Consider the following 17,946-nt stretch of genomic DNA (forward strand, 5'->3'; position numbering starts at 1 on the left):
ATATGCAGAGGACGCGTATAATTTATGACAACCCCGCCTTAACCCATTCAGGAGCCTTATCTCAATGACCAGAAGAGAGAAAATTAAGCAATCCTTATTAGCCAAAATGCCAAGGGATGCTATTAATCAATTTCTCTCAAGAGATAAGACACCCGCTTCCGTTCTCTTTCTTTCTTGTATTGTAGGTGTACTTGCTGGCGTAGTGGGTACCTATTTCGAAGTCGCGGTTCATTTCATCACAGAAACTCGTACCGATTGGCTTAAAGATGAAATCGGTAGCTATTTACCCCTTTGGTTGGCCGCTTTCCTTATTAGTGCTGCATTTGCCTTTATTGGTTACTTCCTCGTTCACCGCTTTGCTCCAGAGGCTGCAGGCTCAGGCATCCCCGAAATTGAAGGTGCGATGGACGGTATGCGCCCTGTTCGATGGTGGAGAGTATTGCCAGTAAAATTCTTTGGCGGCATGGGCGCGTTAGGCTCTGGTATGGTTTTAGGTCGAGAAGGACCAACCGTTCAAATGGGCGGCAGTATTGGTCGCATGGTCACCGATATCTTTCGAGTCAAAGACGATGACACTCGCCACTCACTGTTGGCTTCAGGTGCCGCAGGTGGTTTGGCCGCCGCATTCAATGCACCACTGGCTGGCATCATGTTTGTAGTCGAGGAGATGAGACCACAGTTTCGCTACTCTCTCATATCAATTAAAGCCGTCATCATCTCAGCGGTTTCAGCTAACATCGTTTTTCGATCAATCAACGGACAATCTGCCGTTATCACTATGCCTCAATACCAACCGCCTGAACTGGATGCTCTGTGGTTATTCTTGTTGTTAGGTGTGTTGTTCGGCCTGTTTGGTGTGATTTTCAATAAGCTGATTACACTTTCGCAAGACCTGTTTGTGGCAATACACAAGAATGACCGTAAACGCTACTTAATAACAGGTTCCCTGCTGGGCGGTTGCTTTGGCTTATTGCTGCTCTATATACCGGAGTTGACTGGCGGTGGTATTGGTATCATCCCGAATATCACTAATGGCAACTACAGCGCAAACGTGCTGCTGTTAATCTTCTTAGGGCGCGTGCTCACCACGCTACTTTGTTTCGGCTCTGGTGCACCGGGTGGCATCTTTGCACCAATGCTTGCTCTAGGAACGCTCTTTGGTTACGCGTTTGGACTTATCGCGGCGGCATTCTTTCCTGAACTGAATATTGAACCGGGTATGTTTGCAATTGCTGGCATGGGAGCATTATTTGCCGCCACCGTGCGAGCGCCTATCACGGGTATTCTGTTGGTTATTGAAATGACCAATAACTACTATCTCATCCTACCGTTGATCATCACCTGCTTGGGCGCAGTAATCATTGCTCAAATGTTAGGTGGGCAGCCAATTTACAGTCAGCTGCTTAACCGTACGCTGAAAAACGAGAAGCTAAGACAACAAGACCTCCCTCAGCAAGAGGAAGTATGTTAATTACAAATGACTCATGAAACAAAAGCACACATTCAACGTGCTTAATCTCCCGATTCCGTATCAAAATCAAAAAAGCAAACGTTAAACTTGGTATCATCCACTCAAAATTAGTTGAGTGCCCTCAAAATCTATTGATGAAAGGCCTACACACTCTAACTAAAGCAAATATTCTAAAAGTCTTTAATTAACTAAGTCGGAGTAAGTCGTTGAACTGGAGAAGATTAACCCAAGTAAAAAATGTGCCGCCATCTCAGGCGTCTTTAGCACTTGGCGTTATTGGGTTAGGACAAGCTTGGGCGTTATATATCCCGGGCATTGGTGAGATAATTCGTCCCTACCTCGCTGCATTCGGCGCGCTATTATTGCTGCCTGTTTTACTGCGCTATTTAACGAGCTTTAATACCTTCCTTAATGACATTCGCCACCCGTTAAGTGGAAGCTTGATGGCACCAATGAGCATGGCTTTATTGATTCTGTGCGACTATTTAGCCGAGATATCGCCAGCTATCGCCTATCCAGTTTGGTTCTGCGCGCTATTGCTGCACTTTACCATGATGGTGTTGTTCTTTAGTTTTCAGATCATCAACTTCAAAATGTCGAACATTGTACCGAGTTGGTTTCTGTATCCGGTCGGTTTGATCAGCAGCTCCTTAGCAGGCACACAGTTCGGGCACACTGTATTTTCAGAAACACTTGCTGTCACTTGTATTGGTATCTATTTCCTTATGTTGCCAGTGGTGTTGTACCGCTTGGTGTTCGAAGGCAATCTTCCTCGCCGAGCAAGACCAACACTCGCTATCATGGCAGCTCCGGTTAACTTATCTTTAGCCGCTTACTTGGTTAACTTCGACAACCCAGACCCAATTCTAACAGGTGCATTGTCGGGCATTGCCATCACCATGACTCTGTTAATTTACTTGTGTTACATCCGCCTAATGCGTTTGAAGTTCCAACCTTCAATTGCTGCCGTCACCTTCCCATCCGTTATCAGCGCTATTGCCATGCATCGTCTAACCACATTTTTCGGCGCGGAATACCCACAATGGTACTGGCTGCACAAGTTCGGATTCTTTGAGCTAACCATCGCCACCATCCTAGTAATTTGGGTCGCAGGTGGTTACGTGAAAATGTACTGGCCTGAATTTTTTGATTCCGACTACATGTCTAAGAAGGTGAAACGTTCTTAGATAGAAGCGAAAAGATCTTAGCTGAACCATCGTGTTTTGCAGTAGTCGATGATGTCAGACAAAACCAACCAAACCCAAAAAGGCCTCACACTGTGAGGCCTTTGAATAGGCAAGGTTTTAAATAGATCAGGCGAGTGTTAACACAACTACCTTGAGCTCTTAGAAGTTAGCGTGAGGGCCGAATACTTCGTAGTGAACGCGTGAACGATCAACTTTGAGTGCGTCTAGTTGTTCCACGATGTTCTTCATGAAACCAACAGGACCACATATGTAGAAATCGCTCTCTTCAAAGCCTTTAGTATCAGAGATAGACGCTAGATCCATTTGGCCTTGATGCGTGTTTTCACATGCAGATTCGTCTTTGTTCATGTACCACGTTTTCGCTTCCCAACCTTTGTCGGCAACAATATCTTTAACACGAGTCGTGAAAGAGTGTTGGCCTACGTTCTCACAAGCGTGAAGGTAAAGTACTGGCTCGTTTTTATCTACCGTGTTTAGGAACTCAAGCATAGACTGCATTGGCGTTACACCAACACCTGCAGAGATAAGTGTTACTGGCTTGTTGCGCTCTTGATACATGAAGTCACCCGCTGGTGCGTATAGGCTAACCTCATCACCAACAGCAACCGTATCGTGTAGGTGGTTAGATACAACGCCTTGTGTCTCTTGGCCTTGTCCTTCACGTTTAACAGAAATACGGTATTGCTTGCCGTTTGGCTTATCAGACAGTGAGTATTGACGAATCTCGCTGTATTGAGAGCCTTCTGGTTTCACTTCGATACCGATGTATTGACCTGGTGTGTAATCCAGAACTTCACCGCCGTCTTTTGGCTGAAGGATAAAGCTTGTTACTAGCGCTGACTCTTCGATTTTGTCTGCAATCACAAACGCACGCGCTGCTTCCCAACCACCAACAGCTTGCTTACGCTGTAGGTAAAGTTCAGCTTCACGATCGATGAATACTTGCGCCAAGAATAGGTAAGCGGCTGTCCATGCTTCTTCCACTTCTGGAGTAAAGGCGTCAGCAGCTAGTTCACGTAATGTCTCAATCAGGTGCAAACCAACAATTTGGTAGTGCTCTGGTTGAATGTTAAAGCTTGTGTGTTTCTGAGCAATACGTTCAACGGCAGTTGTTAACGCTGCTAGATTTTCAATGTTCTTTGCATATGCCGCGATAGCTTCAAACAGTGCTACGCCTTGGCGACCTGTTCTTTGGTGAGTCATATTGAAGATATCTTTCAACTCAGGGTTATGCGTGAACATACGTTGATAAAAATGCTGAGTTAAAGCTGGGCCTGCGCTCTCAAGTAGAGGAATAGTAGATTTGATGATTTCGATATGTGCATTGTTAAGCATGAATTTACTCCGAACACTGAGCCTTATGACCTATATGTCATTTTGACTACTAAAAATTAAGAATGACTTATCGATTTTCTGAAACCTTAGTTATTTTTAGAAACTGAGTTATTTTGACTCGTTTTCATTTCAAAAAATCGCGAAACCTGATTAATGCAACCTGATTGATTGAGATCAAGAATAGTCTGTTTAATCAGCGCTATAATTGGGCTTCTCTGTATCTTCTGCACAATCAGTGCCAACTTTATCAATCCCCGTCATTACTGGTTTTCTTCTCAAAACTCATCTTATAAAAATGTCAAAAAGACCTTTTTTTTAAGTCAATAAGACTCTATTATGTAGATAAACACACACAGTTAGAGTTTTTTATGCAAGATATCTCCGCATCTACCCTCATGGAAATGACCATTGGCCTCGCAAGTGGTGTCAACGATCAAGATCGTTTCAATCGCCTGATCGATGCCATTCGCAAAACCATAACGTGTGATTGTGTCGCGCTTTTAAGCCTTCAAGGCGACACGCTAGTACCTATCGCAATGCAAGGGCTCAGCCGAGATACATTCGGTCGTCGCTTTATCATTTCAGAACACCCACGATTTGAAGAGATCTGCGCGTCTCGCTCTCCTGTTCGTTTCGATGCTGACAGCTCCCTACCCGATCCTTTCGATGGTTTGCTTATTGACCATGATGGCGATTTACCAATGCATGCTTGTATGGGCTTGCCTTTGCTATTTGGCGACAAGTTATTGGGCATTCTGACTCTAGATAGCTTGAAACCTGATGTCTTCGCGAATATTCCGGCGCGTAACCTTGAAGTGCTGGCGGCTATTGCAGCCTCAACCATGCAGATGGCACTGACCTTCTCGCAACTTGAGCATCAAGCAAAACAGTCAAAGCAATTACTCGAAGAATTGAACGTAGAAGCGTGGGAACGTGACGGCGGTGAGTTGATTGGTAACAGTGACACCATGGTCGCGCTTAAGAACGACATCGCTGTTGTAGCTCCATCTGAGTTTAATATCTTGATTCATGGTGACACCGGGGTTGGTAAAGAGCTTGTGGCTCGCACCCTGCACCACCAATCTCAACGTAAACGTAACCCACTCGTCTACGTAAACTGTGCTGCAATTTCTGAAAACTTAGTAGAGAGTGAACTGTTTGGTCACGTTCGTGGCGCGTTCACTGGCGCAGACAAAAACCGCTTAGGTAAATTTGCTTTAGCCGATGGTGGCACACTGTTCCTTGATGAGATTGGTGAATTGCCTTTGGCCGCTCAAAGTAAGCTCCTACGTGCGCTGCAAAACAACGAAATCCAACCGGTTGGCCAAGACAACATTCAAACCATTGATGTGCGAGTATTGGCAGCGACAAACCGAGATCTAAAACAAGAAGTTGAAGACGGTCGATTCAGAGCCGATTTGTACCACCGATTGAGTGTGTATCCTATCGCGGTGCCAGCACTGAAAGATCGTGGTGACGACATCAGCCTATTAGCGGGTTTCTTCTTAGAACAAGCGCGTCGTAAGCTTGGTATCAACCAAGTTAAGTTCCGCTCCGACGTTCTTTCTTTCCTAAACCGTTATGGTTGGCCGGGTAACGTGCGTGAACTTGAGCATGTGATCAGTCGTTCCGCATTGAAAGCGTTAGCGCGCAGCACCAATAAAAACCTGGTGACAATCACCAAGGAAGATTGTGGTCCTCTAGACCAAGATCAGCCAATTGCGACGACTCAGGTGAAAAACACACCATTATCGACACCAACGATCGACCTTTCTGCAGGGCTACGTGGTGCAACGGACGATTTTCAACGCAGTATCATTACTGAGGTGTTGGAAGATGCCAACTTTAACTGGGCACAAGCAGGGCGAGTTCTGAAAACAGACCGAGCAAATCTGACTCGACTGTCTAAGCGTTTAGGGCTAAATGTGGCTAAGTCTCATACGATCGAACGGACAAAATAGATATTAGCGGTTTGTTGCGAGCATCTGACAAAACTTGTGTATATAATGCTGCAAATTGTAACGCTAATTTTAAATATGTAGAGAGAGTTATGAAGTTTATCCGTTGGTTCTTAGGTCGTGTCATCTTGTTATTGAATTTTGTTTTCAGCCCACGTGGTGTGAAGCGTTCTCAAGAAGAACAAAGCAAAGTAAATGAGCAAGCAAAAACGCACACGTTATACCAATTCGAAGCGTGCCCATTTTGTGTGAAGGTGCGCCGCGCGATGAAACGTCAGTCGGTTCAATTTGAACTTCGTGATGCAAAAAACAACGAGCAACACCGTGCTGAGCTTGAAGCTGGCGGCGGTCGTGTGAAAGTGCCTTGTCTACGTCTCGAAAAAGACGGTAAAACTGAGTGGATGTACGAATCTTCAGATATCGTGACTTACTTAGAAAAGCAGTTTGCATAAGCAATAAAGCAACAAAAGTCAGATACAAAAAATCCCTCGAATGTGAGGGATTTTTTATGTCTGTTATTTGGCGTTAATCGCTTCAAATTGGGCGCGAAAGTTCAAACGACTACTTCGTGACAATCAGCATCAATTCAACACGGCGGTTACACGCCTTGCCTTGCGCAGAAGCGTTCGTACAAGCTGGAACATACTCACCGAAGCCACGAGTATAGATGGAACGACTTGATACGTAGTTACTCTCTAATCGAGCCTTCACTTCTTTTGCTCGCTGCTCTGAAAGCGGATCATTGATTCGATCTGTGCCCGTGTTATCGGTGTGCCCTTCAATCACCACATCAATATCTTGGCGTTGAGCAAGGTAGCTGCCTAGCGTATCTAGCCATTGATTATACGCTGGCTCAGGGAATGCTGAACCTGTTTTAAAGTTCACGTGCTGCTCAAGCTTTACCATCACATGGTTACCCGGCAACACTTCAAAATCGATGCGGTTTTGTCTTAAAAAGACTTCCAGTGGGTCGTTAGTCGAAACGCCACGTCCGTAGTTGGTCGTGATGGTTCTGTGTTGATGAGTGCTACTCTGGATAGAGTACCCACGATTGCTTGCTACATGAGTCGTTTGAACCACACCCCATTCAGGATGCATCAAGTCGTAATCGGTTTGTGGTGCAGTCTCTAGCATGTCACCGCCAAGTAAGTCAGTTGGTGACGTGGCTTCACACCCAGCCAAAGCTATGCTTAACATTATCGCTAAATATCTCATTACTTCACCAACCACTCATGCAGATAAACCATTCACTAATGTCTATATCGGCACCGAGGGAAAAACTTTAGACGAAAAGAAAGCAGAACCCAAAAAAGTGCTGTTGATCACAGTTAACCGTCTACTAGCTTGTCTTCAGCCGCTAGTTCGAACTGTTTGCATTTATTTACCTTATAATTGTTTTCCAATTCGTACTAAATAGTTAGAATCTCACGACTTCTCAACGCTAGAGCAAACATTATGTTTAAACCATTTACTAAATTCATCACAGCACTCGCTGCCGTACTCATTATCGCGGGTTGTAGTGAAACAGACGAGCCACAAAAAGGCGTTCAATACGAAGCGCTTCCTACTGCTCTAACAGAATTTAACTTGTCTCCGATCACTGAAATCTTCTCTCTTAACTGTGGTCACTGCCGTCAAATGGAAAGTGCCATTCCAGAGATTGAATCTCTAACAGACCAAACTATTGGCAAGATGCACGTGACGTTCAACGAAAGCGCTCAAATCAGCGCAATGATCTACTACACAGCAGTGATGCAGCTTGATGCGACGCCTGACCACGCATTCATGGACGACCTATTTGGTGCCGTTCAAATGGGTGCAGATGCAACACCTGAGCAGCGTCAACAAGCACTAGAGACAGCGTTTACTTCTCGTGGTTTGGTTAGCCCATACCAGCTGAATAAAGAACAGCAAGTCTCTCTTTTCGACTACGTTAAGCAAGCAGAAGAGATCTCAGTAAAAGGTCAGATCAACTCAGTACCAACCTTTATCATCAACGGTAAATACCAAGTACTAACAGCAGGTCACCAAGACGTTGCTGGCATTGCAAAAACGATCAACTACCTTTTGACTCAACCATAATCACGGCTTTAGTCAACTGATTAACACATTTTGTATTAACTACGAAATTCAGCACTCAATATAAATAGGTTTTACTATGTCTAAATTTGTCATCCCGGTCATTGTCTTTCTTTTGGCGGGTTTCATGATTTACCGTACTTGGACGAATCATAAGTCTGGCGGAGAAAACTTCGAACAAGGCCAACAATTTCTAATTGAAAACGGCACTAAAGAAGGCGTGATTACGACTGAAAGCGGTCTTCAATACCTTGTTCTTGAAGAAGGTACAGGCACAGAGCACCCAACTAAGAACAGCAAAGTAACGGTTCACTACCACGGTACGCTAATCGACGGCACTGTTTTCGACAGCTCTTTTGAGCGCGGCGAGCCAATCTCATTTGCTCTTAAGCAAGTAATTAAAGGCTGGCAAGAAGGTTTGACTTACATGGTTGAAGGCCAAAAAGTTCGTCTATTTATTCCAAGCACTCTAGCTTACGGTAAAGGCGGTTCAGGCCCTATCCCACCATCATCGACTCTGATTTTTGATGTAGAACTCATATCTATCAAATAATCGAAGTTACTGATTTAAGCCCCAACATACGCGCTATGTCGGGGCTTTTTTATATCTGAACATTTGAAGCCTCTTTAGATATTGAGCTATTTAGCTACTGTAACAACGACCAAATATACCCTCGAAAACCGACCACTAGACGACTGGTCTAATTTAACTTATAGTACCGCCCATGAACGAAAAAACGAATGACACACGCCTGCATGTTTTAGATGTTGGCTACCAATTAATAGTGAACAACGGCTTTAACGGCGTTGGCTTATCGCAATTGCTTAAAGAAGCGGACGTGCCGAAAGGGTCGTTTTACCACTACTTTAAATCGAAAGAGCAATTTGGCGAGGCTCTGATCCAGCACTATTTTGAGACCTACATCAGCAGAGTTGAAACTATTTTGGTTCATGGTGAAGGCAACCATTACCAGAGAATTGTCAGTTATTTCACTCGATGGTCACAGATTGAAAACGGCACCTGCAATGCTCATAAATGCTTGGTCGTTAAACTCAGCGCGGAAGTTTCTGATCTTTCTGATCCTATGCGCCAAGCGCTATTAAAGGGTGCAGAAAAAGTGACGAATACCATCGAACAGTGCATTGTCGGCGGTATTGAAGATGGCTCCATAAAGGTTGAAGAGAGCCAAGAAGCAGCTCAGAACCTATACTCAATGTGGTTAGGCGCCAGCTTATTGAGCAAGCTGAGCCAAAGCTCACATAGCTTACAGTCAGCTTTGAGCCTTACCGAACGAATTTTAAAAGGTGAAAGCTAATAACGCGCAGCGCGCTTTATTGGCTTTAACTTAAAAAAATCACCCGCCCTCTTATCAATTTGATGACGGCGGGATTTTTAGACAACAAGACTAGACGACTGGTCTAATTCTAAATGTATAAAATACACAATTAAGGACATCCAATGACTCAACAAGACAATCGCCGAATCGTATTGGCTTCTCGCCCAGTTGGCGCACCGACTCAAGACAACTTCCGTTTAGAGACAATAGCTGCGCCAAGCATCAAAGACGGCGAGATGTTACTTCGCTCAGTTTACCTTTCTCTAGACCCATACATGCGTGGTCGTATGAGCGATGCTAAATCCTACGCAGATCCCGTTGCGATTGATGAAGTGATGGTAGGCGCAACCGTATGTCAGGTTGAAGAATCAAACCACGCTGATTACGAAATTGGCGAGTGGGTACTGGCTTACACAGGTTGGCAAGATCTTGGTGTGTCTAACGGTGAAGGCCTTATCAAACTAGGTAAAGAACCAACGCACCCTTCTTACGCGCTTGGCATCATGGGTATGCCTGGTTTTACTGCTTACATGGGCTTGCTTGATATCGGCCAACCTAAAGAAGGCGACACGCTAGTCGTTGCAGCAGCAACAGGTGCTGTAGGCGCAACCGTTGGACAAATCGGCAAACTAAAAGGTTGTCGTGTTATCGGCGTTGCAGGCGGTCAAGAGAAGTGCCAATACGCGAAAGAGGTTCTTGGCTTTGATGAATGTATTGACCACAAAGCTGACGACTTCGCAGAGCAACTGGCTAAAGCGTGTGACAACGGCATCGATGTTTACTTTGAAAACGTTGGGGGCAAAGTATTCGATGCAGTAATGCCTCTACTTAACACAGGTGCTCGTATTCCTGTGTGTGGTCTTATTTCTCAATACAATGCGACTTCACTGCCTGAAGGCCCAGATCGCATGTCTAGCCTGATGGGTATGTTGCTGGTTAAACGAATTAAGATGCAAGGTTTCATCATCTTTGATGACTACGCGCACCGTTACAACGAGTTTGCTGTTCAAATGACAGAATGGCTATCTCAAGGCAAGATGCACTATCGTGAGCACCTTGTTGAAGGTCTAGATAATGCACCACAAGCATTCATGGGCCTATTGGAAGGTCAGAACTTCGGTAAGCTTGTTATCAAAACGAACGAAGCTAAATAAATTCAATAAACTGAACCCGTTAACTAGGTAGAATCATGATTACTTTACATCACCTGAATAAGTCGCGCTCAAAGCGCATCATCTGGCTATTGGAAGAGCTTGGGGTGGATTACCAAATCAAACCATACCAACGAGACAGTGTCACTTTTCTTGCACCGCCAGAACTTAAATTCATTCACCCATTGGGTAAATCTCCTGTCATTGAAGACGATGGCGTCGTGATCACTGAATCTGGAGCTATCACGGAATACCTAATCGACAAATACGGTCAGGGTAAGTTCGCACCTACACGCGGCACCGCAGACTACGTGGAATATTCACAGTGGTTACACTTCGCTGAGAGTTCAGGTATTTTGCCAATGTTACTTAAGATCTTTGTGATGAAAGACGGCTGCGAAACTAACTTCCTAGGCGGTTATGCAGACGACGAAAACCAAAAGATCCTCACTTACGTGAATAATGCACTTGAAGGTAAAACCTACTTGGTTGCAGACACACTAACAGGTGCAGATTTTATGATGTCGTTCATCGTAGAAATCGTGGGTAACTTTGGTGCAACTGCGCTTTACCCTAACATCGCTAAATACGGTGAACTTTTAAAGAGCCACCCTGCTTACCAAAAAGCTGAGCAAGTAGAGCTAGAACACTCGAACTGATCGAGTTTCACTCAAACACGTGCTTGCTAGAGTAAACAGAAGAAACTAAATGAAGCCAAAGCCGATTTATCTTCTGCTTTGGCTTCTCATTTGTCTTCATTTCGACAACAATACCGAACTCTAACTGAACAGCCATAGAGTTTGATCTTAATGCCAACAAACCTCGCTCAATACACACCTCTGCACCTAGCAAACACGAATGTCGATTTAGCGCTACCGACTCGTTTTACGTTTCCGTATTACTATACCCCGCACCCTGTGTGTGAATTCGCTATGCTGCAGCTTCAGCAATCACTTGTCGACTGTGGTGTGAATGAAACCTCGCAAGGTAATCTCTACGCTGTGCTTCTTGTTCAGAATCCAACCACACAAGGGTTAGGTTACCTTTCTGCGTTTTCAGGCTTGCAGTTAGATCCGGCTTTGGTCTCTCAGTTAAACAACATTCACTTTGTTCCACCAGCCTTCGATTCAAAACAGTTTCAATCTCAAAACAGTGCGAACCTTGCTCGACAATTGCAGCTCTCGGACGACATTGAAAAGCTGCAACAGTCGCACAATCTAGACACATTATTGGCCGAGCTTGAAGGGTTAAAAATCGAATCAGCAAAAGCTATCGAAGCCTTTCAGTTAGCAATGGCCGCAAACAAAGCTCAGCGTAACGAACTCAGAGAACAAGCCAATCAAGAAAAAGCATTAGGGAATCTAGAGTCAGCGGCGAATTTGCTCAAACAACTGGGCAATCAAAGTAGCCAAGAGAAACGTGACCTAAAAGCACTTCGTATTGAGTGGAAACAGAAGATCGCAGAGCGCCAATCACAAATTGATTTGATTGAAAGCGAACTGAAAAACCGTAAGCAAGATCATCAAGCAGTTTCACAACAGTTGGAAACTCAACGCCTCTCTCACTATCGCTTTATCAATCAAGCCAAGCAATCTAAGAATTTACTCGAGTTGCTCGATGGTAAAGACGCGCTTGAAGGCTCTGGTGACTGCTGCCTACCAAAGCTGCTTAACTTCGCCTTTGAACACGGGTTCAAGCCGTTAGCTTTGTCTGAATTTTGGTGGGGATTACCGCCTACAGACATCATTCGACAACACGCAAACCTCTACCCTGTTTGTCAGAGTAAAAGCTTTGAGATCCTCGAACACCAGTTAAGTGGCATAGAGCTAGAAGATAACCCGCTTATCGTGAACCCTGCGGTTGGTAAGTCTTTTAATATTGTTTATGAAGACGATGAAATCGTAGTCGTCAATAAGCCTGAAGAGTTCTTGTCGGTTCCCGGTAAGTTCATCGAAGATTCAGTTTATACCCGCATAAAAGCGCGTTACCCGGATGCGACTGGTCCTTTGATTATCCATAGGTTGGATATGTCGACGTCAGGTTTGTTGATCTTGGCGCTCACGGCGGAATCAAACAAGCATATTCAGAAGCAGTTCATTAATAGAACCGTAGAGAAACGCTACACCGCTTTGTTAGATGGCGAGATAACGGGCGAATCTGGCAATATCAGCCTTCCTTTGCGCGGCGACATCACGGACAGACCAAGACAACTGGTTTGTCACCAACACGGCCGAAATGCAGAGACCCATTGGCAAGTGGTTAGCACTCACAATGGCAAAACCAAGGTTCACTTGTACCCTAAAACAGGGCGAACCCACCAGCTGCGAGTGCACTGTGCTCATCCATTAGGGCTTGGTGTACCTATTCGTGGTGACGACTTATACGGATACAAACGCGAGCGCTTACACCTGCACGCTGGCTACTTAAAGTTGATTCACCCGACAACCGGTGAATGGATGGAGTTTGAAGTGCCTTCCGAGTTCTAAACTCTAACTTATCGAGCTAAGACTCTTATCTCACTCAATATTTGATCTCATAAAACGCATCAGGGTTCTACAACTGCTTAAGGTATAGAACCCTGATATTTAATTTTAATGTGATTATCACAGTTCATTAGCGTACTTTAGTTACTGAGTTCAATACTGCAGAAGCCTAGCCCATCACATCCTTGCGCTGATCAACGCATTCATCAGAGCCCATTTCGAACTCGCGACAGATCCATGGTCGGTTTTCGTAGATAGTACACATCAGTGTTTCTCTATCTACCGCAGAACACCAGCCGTCGTCTAAGCGCTTCATGGTTTCACCGCCCCATTCATCATAAGCGATGTGCTCTTCAGGTACGCCCGTATCTGTGATGATCATAACCTCTAAACGACAACAGCATGCCTGACAATTTGCACAGGTTACTTCGGGTTCGGTTACGTTCTTTATATCTATCGTCATAAGTGACTACACTGCTAAATTTTGCGTATAGTAATCGAAACCGCCCGCTACGGCTAATAAAGATAGTGCGGCGCGGCGTTTTCATTGATGTAGAAATAACAAAGGGCGCTGTGATTCACTCACAACACCCATAATATTTCGACTTTTCAGCGCGGCTTATCGCCACAGGCTCTATTTAGAACAGGCTCGCGAAGAACAGCTTAACGTAGTCTATTAAACGTTTGAACAAACCGCCCTGTTCAACCGCTTCAAGCGCGATCAAAGGCTGAGTTTGAACATCTTCGCCATCAACGGTGTAATGAACCACACCTAGAGTTTGACCTTCTGCAATTGGCGCTTTCAGTTCAGAGTTAAGCTCGATAGATGCAGTCAGCTTTTTACTGTCTGACTTAGGCAACGTAATGAACGTGTCTTCTGCCACACCTAATTTCAATGTGTCTTGCTCACCAAACCATACCTTCTCTTCAGCCACTTGATCGCCGCCTTTATGCGGGTTTAGTGTATCGAAGAAACGGAAACCGTAGCTCAACAGCTGTTTGCTGTCTGATTCACGGCTCTTAACGCTTGATGCGCCCATCACAACCGCGATAAGTCTCATCTCACCTTGTGTCGCTGAACTCGCCAAACTGTAGCCAGCACCAGAGGTGTAGCCCGTTTTCATGCCATCAACGGTTAAGCTTCTATCACGCAACAAGCCATTACGGTTATGTTGAGTGATGCCGTTGTAACTGAAAGAGCGTTCGCTGTATAAGCCATACACATCCGGTAAATCACGAATAATGGCACGACCGAGTAACGCGATATCGTAAGGAGTCGAATAGAGGTCGTCTGCATCCAAACCATGTGCATTGGCAAAATGGGTGTTTTCTAGCTTCAGAGAGGTAGCCCAAGAGTTCATCAGGTCAACGAATGCATCTTGTGAGCCTGCAACATGCTCTGCAATCGCAACGCTAGCATCATTACCGGATTGAATAATCAAGCCACGATAAAGATCCATCATTGCTACATCGGTGTTTACTTCGATGAACATTTTTGAAGAGTCTGGGAAGTTCTTCGCCCACGCGTTCTCACTGATTCGTACCTGATCATCAGCAGAGATGTTGCCTCGCTTCATCTCTTGACCTGCCACATAACTGGTCATCAGTTTGGTCAAGCTTGCTGGGTTTAACTTCGTATGTGCGTTTTTTTCTACCAGCACATCACCAGAATTAAAATCAATTAACACATACCCTTTTGCGCCTAGGCTAGGTGGGCTTGGTACTATAGAAGGTGCTGCGATAGCTGCATTACTTACCATCGCGGCGTTACTTACAATGAATATACTTAATAGAGGGAGAGAGTATTTGGAAAACAGTTTCATTGAATCAAACCTAAGTTAACGTTTTGAGCAGTATAGACAAATGCTAGCAAAAGAAGCGCGAACTTTACGTTGCTTTACGTATTTGTACCATTCGTTACAAATAAAAAAGTATAATCTGCGATCTGACCATATTTTCCACAACTAATATTTACTCCACGAATGCATTCAACGCCTAATGCTATCGCTCAGGAATGCGTCTAAATAACATTTCAACAAAGCCAGTAATACGCTGTTTGCTCTCGCTTGGCTCTAAATCAGGTTGGATGCCAGACTGTGCTAATGCTTGCCATTGTACGACCTCTGAGTTAGGTACGAAAAACGCAATGTACAACGACCCTTTCTCCGCGACTTTACCTTCACCATCGTAAAATGGCACACCAGTAGATAGCTTAATCGCATCGAAGATAGACTCATCGTTCAGTTCCGATTCTTCCGCTAATCCAAAGCCTACAACAACATCACCGACACCATCCTGCTTTAACTGATAACCTTTACTTGAGAGCTGTTCTTGAATCGAATCACGCACTAAATCGGTTACCACGGTTTCATCGTATTTTTGAGAAAGGTAAACCTTTTCTGACTCAGGGTGCCAGGAGTACGTCATCACGCCGTGTTTCATGAAACCAAAGTCACCGCTAGTGACCACACCATAATTGTGTGTGGGTGGTATTTCTTGCGTAGAGCATGCGGTCAGCCCAATAGCCATCAAAGCCAATAGTGCTGCTTTTTTTATGCTTTTTGTTGCACAAATGGATCGTTTTATCATTCGAGGCTTCCTTACCTATATAAGAATAACTATCAATTCAACCTCCAACATAAATAGTAATTATGTTAATAGAAAGGTCATTAAACGTTTGCGTAATCGCTAACCTTCACCTCTGTCTGTTTTGGGGGTTTAATCACAAAAACAGAGTTGGTATAGTTCTCCCCGTTAAACAAAACCAGACCATTCGAGGCACGGAGCTTCCTCAATCATCTCATGAAGAGAAGAATTGGTACCGACAAAGTATCGGCAAATTTAAGAGGGTCAAACAATGGAATTCAATATGGTTGAAATTTTAGGTTACGCTGCGTCTATTATGGTCGCAATTTCATTAACAATGAAAGATATCGTTCGTCTGCGTGTCCTTAACTTTATTGGCTGTGCACTCTTCACAGCATACGGCATCATGATTGACGCATGGCCAGTTGCAGCCACCAACGGCTTTATCGCTTGTGTAAACATCTACTTCCTTGCAAAAATGCAAAAGGAAAAAAAAACGGAAGCGATGAAAGCAGCGAAAGCTTAAATTAACGATTAGCCTTTCAAATAATTCTGAAAAAGCCCAAATAGAGCGATCTATTTGGGCTTTTTTGTGTTTGTCGTTCTCAAGAGCTCGATTTGTGTGAACAAAACTTTTCAATTCAATGAGGCTTTCAACCGATCACATGTAAGCAACGTGATATTCGTTCTCTCGATACGCTTGAGTGTTGTTACGTCCACTCTCTTTTGCTTGATAAAGCGCTTTGTCGGCTTTATCGATAGCGGTTTCAATGTCAGTCAGTGCTTGAGCATGGCAACAACCAGCGCTGATTGTTACTGGCGACACTAAGCCTTGAAGTTGCTCAACACATAACCGTAACGCCTCTGATAATTCGAATAACTCATGTTCATCACAATCAAACGTCACCAAAATAAACTCTTCACCGCCATAGCGTGCAATCAAACGACGACGGTTAACAAATCTCTTCAGTGATTTTGCGACCTCACAGATAACCCTATCGCCTTGAGCATGACCATATTGATCGTTCACCCGCTTGAAATGGTCAATATCCAGCAAAATGACACCGACATTTGTTAGCGGATAAGGCGACCTTTGAGTAATTTTCAGTTTTAGCTGCTCGATAAAACTCCGTCGGCTAGGAAGGCCTGTGAGGTAATCGAGGCTCGCAACATCCAAGATTCTAAGATGACGATGCCGCAGGTAAAGCACCAACACGACAATAATGCTCAACAAACTTACAACCAAAGCCATCAAGCTAATAAACAATAGGCTATGATTTCGATTAAGCTCTTGCTCTAAGATACCTGCAGAAATGACCCAATTAAGATAAGGGTAAAACTTATAGAAGATTTTTTTGTTGGTCGTGCCACTATCACTGGAAATCGAGTAACTGAATTGACCTTCTGGTTTGGTGGCGATTCGATCAATAAGCAGTTCAGACGAGTAGCCTATTAAGGATTTCAATGATTTGTGCTCATAATCTGGATGAAGCACTAAGTTACCCTGCAGATCGACAATGTACACATATCCGCTATCACCAAACGCATACTTTCTAAGTTTATCTTTTAAACCTTCAAGATCGACCAAATACATCAATTCTTCTTTATAGGTCGTCGCAACCAAAGTATTACCACTCGGTAGCCTCATCGAATAAGCTACTTTGGCTCTGCGGCTTATCTCATGAGGGTTAGCGTGAAAGTACTCGATCATGCCAGAGTCAATAGTGAGCTGTTTTTGGATATGAGTAAGATGCCCACGCTTCTGACCTTGCAAGAATGGATGGTAGAGATGGACGCCTTGGGGTGACATCAAATAGATATAACCCGATTGTCCAATATGCAATTCACGGGCAATTTGGCTTACCTGTTCAACTTCTTGTTCTGGCGTGGTATGCCATACATGAGACGCAACGGTATCCGTAATTCCTTTAAGATATGTCTTTATCGCCTCATTAACTGTGGTGTCGACAATATCGTAACTCGCGTTCACAATCGTACGAAAAAACAGTTGGTTAGATTCCAACAATGACCTTTCAGTTCGATTAAATTGAAAGGCAGAAAGAATCATCGACACGACGGCGAGCGCAATTGAAAAATTAAGAATGTATTTACGTCTGACTTTCAAGATTACCCCGTAGATTTATAATTTCAGGTAACGCTGTGACTTCTCTTATATACAGACTGTTTTATATCATGTTTTTATTTTTTACTGAACGAGTGTCGATATTTTTAAGGGTTTCTATACGTAATCTGTGACTTATAACAAAAACGCCGAACTGGATTCAGTTCGGCTTTTTGATTTTACGTCTAGATTGATTACTTAATTGATACTAATTCC

General features: G+C 44.1%; 17 protein-coding genes. 11 read left to right on the forward strand and 6 right to left on the reverse strand.

What is annotated here, in order from left to right; translation table 11 throughout:
* Window positions 1-64: 64 nt before the first annotated feature.
* Together clcA and AB6E78_RS12230 are read left to right on the forward strand one after the other, a co-directional pair.
* Entirely contained in the window at window positions 65-1,471 is a 1,407-nt protein-coding gene (gene clcA, locus AB6E78_RS12225) for a H(+)/Cl(-) exchange transporter ClcA (protein WP_372074790.1), read from the forward strand.
* A gap of 239 nt (window positions 1,472-1,710) precedes the next feature.
* Window positions 1,711-2,658 carry a TDT family transporter gene (locus AB6E78_RS12230; protein ID WP_050634251.1) on the forward strand — a complete coding sequence of 316 codons (948 nt, stop codon included), beginning with the start codon at window positions 1,711-1,713 and terminating at the stop codon, window positions 2,656-2,658.
* Window positions 2,659-2,817: 159 nt separating this feature from the next.
* Here the strand turns inward: AB6E78_RS12230 and hmpA are convergent, their stop codons facing one another.
* Window positions 2,818-4,014, reverse strand: a complete 1,197-nt coding sequence (gene hmpA, locus AB6E78_RS12235; protein ID WP_372074788.1) for an NO-inducible flavohemoprotein — start codon at window positions 4,012-4,014, stop codon at window positions 2,818-2,820.
* Between the two features lie 368 nt (window positions 4,015-4,382).
* Between hmpA and norR the strand changes: the two genes are divergently transcribed.
* Together norR and AB6E78_RS12245 are read left to right on the forward strand one after the other, a co-directional pair.
* A complete protein-coding gene (gene norR / locus AB6E78_RS12240) occupies window positions 4,383-5,975 on the forward strand; it encodes a nitric oxide reductase transcriptional regulator NorR (RefSeq protein WP_017062637.1) in 1,593 nt (530 codons plus the stop codon).
* An 89-nt stretch (window positions 5,976-6,064) separates the two neighbouring features.
* Window positions 6,065-6,424 carry a glutaredoxin family protein gene (locus AB6E78_RS12245; RefSeq protein WP_372133690.1) on the forward strand — a complete coding sequence of 120 codons (360 nt, stop codon included), beginning with the start codon at window positions 6,065-6,067 and terminating at the stop codon, window positions 6,422-6,424.
* A 109-nt stretch (window positions 6,425-6,533) separates the two neighbouring features.
* Here AB6E78_RS12245 and AB6E78_RS12250 read toward each other — a convergent pair whose 3' ends face one another.
* Window positions 6,534-7,169, reverse strand: a complete 636-nt coding sequence (locus AB6E78_RS12250; protein ID WP_029235219.1) for an OmpA family protein — start codon at window positions 7,167-7,169, stop codon at window positions 6,534-6,536.
* A 258-nt stretch (window positions 7,170-7,427) separates the two neighbouring features.
* Between AB6E78_RS12250 and AB6E78_RS12255 the strand changes: the two genes are divergently transcribed.
* The 6 genes from AB6E78_RS12255 (at window position 7,428) to AB6E78_RS12280 (ending at window position 13,025) form a co-directional block, all read left to right on the forward strand.
* The gene (locus tag AB6E78_RS12255) at window positions 7,428-8,054 is read left to right on the forward strand and encodes a thioredoxin domain-containing protein (protein ID WP_372133692.1); all 627 of its coding nucleotides are present in this window, start codon (window positions 7,428-7,430) and stop codon (window positions 8,052-8,054) included.
* 76 nt (window positions 8,055-8,130) lie between these two features.
* Complete coding sequence (locus AB6E78_RS12260; protein ID WP_372133694.1) at window positions 8,131-8,604, forward strand: FKBP-type peptidyl-prolyl cis-trans isomerase; 474 nt, start codon at window positions 8,131-8,133, stop codon at window positions 8,602-8,604.
* A 172-nt stretch (window positions 8,605-8,776) separates the two neighbouring features.
* A complete protein-coding gene (locus AB6E78_RS12265; protein ID WP_017062643.1) occupies window positions 8,777-9,367 on the forward strand; it encodes a TetR/AcrR family transcriptional regulator in 591 nt (196 codons plus the stop codon).
* 143 nt (window positions 9,368-9,510) lie between these two features.
* Entirely contained in the window at window positions 9,511-10,542 is a 1,032-nt protein-coding gene (locus AB6E78_RS12270; protein WP_372133696.1) for an NADP-dependent oxidoreductase, read from the forward strand.
* 35 nt (window positions 10,543-10,577) lie between these two features.
* A complete protein-coding gene (locus tag AB6E78_RS12275) occupies window positions 10,578-11,198 on the forward strand; it encodes a glutathione S-transferase family protein (protein WP_102394548.1) in 621 nt (206 codons plus the stop codon).
* Between the two features lie 150 nt (window positions 11,199-11,348).
* A complete protein-coding gene (locus tag AB6E78_RS12280) occupies window positions 11,349-13,025 on the forward strand; it encodes an RluA family pseudouridine synthase (protein ID WP_017062646.1) in 1,677 nt (558 codons plus the stop codon).
* Window positions 13,026-13,191: 166 nt separating this feature from the next.
* On the opposite strand, the gene AB6E78_RS12285 is transcribed toward AB6E78_RS12280, so the two are convergent.
* From AB6E78_RS12285 to AB6E78_RS12295, 3 genes are all read right to left on the reverse strand, one after another.
* On the reverse strand, window positions 13,192-13,485 hold the full coding sequence (locus AB6E78_RS12285) for a YkgJ family cysteine cluster protein (protein WP_372133698.1): 294 nt from the start codon (window positions 13,483-13,485) through the stop codon (window positions 13,192-13,194).
* Between the two features lie 175 nt (window positions 13,486-13,660).
* Window positions 13,661-14,845 carry a D-alanyl-D-alanine carboxypeptidase family protein gene (locus AB6E78_RS12290; protein ID WP_017064476.1) on the reverse strand — a complete coding sequence of 395 codons (1,185 nt, stop codon included), beginning with the start codon at window positions 14,843-14,845 and terminating at the stop codon, window positions 13,661-13,663.
* 178 nt (window positions 14,846-15,023) lie between these two features.
* On the reverse strand, window positions 15,024-15,611 hold the full coding sequence (locus tag AB6E78_RS12295; protein ID WP_102394546.1) for a DUF4136 domain-containing protein: 588 nt from the start codon (window positions 15,609-15,611) through the stop codon (window positions 15,024-15,026).
* Window positions 15,612-15,879: 268 nt separating this feature from the next.
* Here AB6E78_RS12295 and AB6E78_RS12300 point away from each other — a divergent pair, with 268 nt between their 5' ends.
* The gene (locus AB6E78_RS12300; RefSeq protein WP_017068159.1) at window positions 15,880-16,134 is read left to right on the forward strand and encodes a YgjV family protein; all 255 of its coding nucleotides are present in this window, start codon (window positions 15,880-15,882) and stop codon (window positions 16,132-16,134) included.
* Between the two features lie 135 nt (window positions 16,135-16,269).
* Here AB6E78_RS12300 and AB6E78_RS12305 read toward each other — a convergent pair whose 3' ends face one another.
* Window positions 16,270-17,733 carry a diguanylate cyclase domain-containing protein gene (locus tag AB6E78_RS12305; RefSeq protein ID WP_372133700.1) on the reverse strand — a complete coding sequence of 488 codons (1,464 nt, stop codon included), beginning with the start codon at window positions 17,731-17,733 and terminating at the stop codon, window positions 16,270-16,272.
* Window positions 17,734-17,946 lie beyond the last annotated feature (213 nt).

Source organism: Vibrio sp. 10N.247.310.98 (genome assembly GCF_041467395.1).
Lineage (GTDB): Bacteria > Pseudomonadota > Gammaproteobacteria > Enterobacterales > Vibrionaceae > Vibrio > Vibrio crassostreae_C.